Source organism: Microcella pacifica, assembly GCF_009371975.2.
Taxonomy (GTDB): domain Bacteria; phylum Actinomycetota; class Actinomycetes; order Actinomycetales; family Microbacteriaceae; genus Microcella; species Microcella pacifica.
Map to the genome: position 1 here is coordinate 1 of NZ_VIKT02000052.1, position 1,195 is coordinate 1,195.

2 protein-coding genes are annotated in these 1,195 nt (G+C 66.6%); both read left to right on the forward strand.

Annotation, left to right across the window (positions count from 1 at the left end; translation table 11 throughout):
- On the forward strand, nt 1–333 hold a 333-nt coding region (locus FK219_RS13280; protein WP_407941925.1), incomplete at its 5' end, for a Mu transposase domain-containing protein.
- On the forward strand, nt 333–1,133 hold the full coding sequence (gene istB, locus FK219_RS13285) for an IS21-like element helper ATPase IstB (RefSeq protein WP_152584343.1): 801 nt from the start codon (nt 333–335) through the stop codon (nt 1,131–1,133). The genes FK219_RS13280 and istB, both read left to right, overlap by 1 nt.
- The last annotated feature ends 62 nt before the right edge of the window (nt 1,134–1,195 follow it).

Here is a 1,195-nt window from a genome sequence, read left to right on the forward strand (position 1 = left end):
TTGGGGTGGCGCTCCAGGATCCGGTTGGGACGCGACTACTACGTTCGGTTGGACACCAACGACTACTCCGTCGATCCGAGCGTGATCGGTCAACTCGTCGATGTCACCGCGGACCTGCACCGCGTCCGGGTTCGCGCCGCGGGACGCTTGGTCGCCGATCACCCCCGAGCGTGGGCGCGGGGGATGACGATCACCGATCCGGTCCACGTTGAGCGTGCGGCACGCTTGCGTCAACAGTTTCAGCAGCCACGCCCGGTTCGCGTTGCTGATGATCTGGCCCGCGACCTTGGCGACTACGACCGCGCATTCGGCCTGACCGGTGAGGTCAGCTGATGGCAACCTCGAAGACGTCCTCGGAGTCGGTGAAGCAGATCACCTATCTCGCCGCCGCGCTCAAAGCGCCCCGGATCGTGGAGGCCGCCACGCGCCTGGCTGACCAAGCCCGAGATGCCAGCTGGACGCACGAGGACTACCTCGCCGCCGTGCTGGAGCGCGAGGTGTCCGCTCGGAACGCCTCCGGAGCAGAGCTGAGGATCAAAGCCGCAGCCTTGCCGACCCGCAAGACGTTGGAAGACTTCGACTGGGACGCTCAACCGGCAACACGTCAGCAGATCGCAGCACTGGCCTCGGGGGCCTTCCTCACCGAGGCTCGCAACGTGGTGCTGTTGGGCCCGCCCGGCACCGGCAAAACGCACCTCGCGACAGCGCTCGGGATCGTCGCGGCCCGCGCCGGGCATCGCGTGCTCTTCGCGACAGCGACGGACTGGGTCACCCGCCTCACCGACGCCCACCGGCAAGGTCGCCTCCCGCAAGAGCTCGCGCGGTTGCGGCGTTACGGGCTGATCATCGTCGATGAGGTCGGCTACCTCCCCATCGAGCAAGACGCCGCGAACCTGTTCTTCCAACTCGTCTCTTCCCGCTACGAACACGCCTCGCTCATCTTGACCAGCAACCTGCCGTTCTCCAGCTGGGGCAACGTCTTCGGCGACCAAGCCGTCGCCGCGGCGATGATCGACCGCATCGTGCACCACGCCGACGTGCTCACCCTCAAGGGCGCCAGCTACCGACTGCGCGGCCGAGGCATCGACAGTCTCCCCAGCAGCCGCACCACGACCGACAACACCGCTGGCTAGACTGCCCGCAACCGTTCACTTTTCCAGCGTCGGAACCGTCCAGAACTCAAGCGTCGTCGACA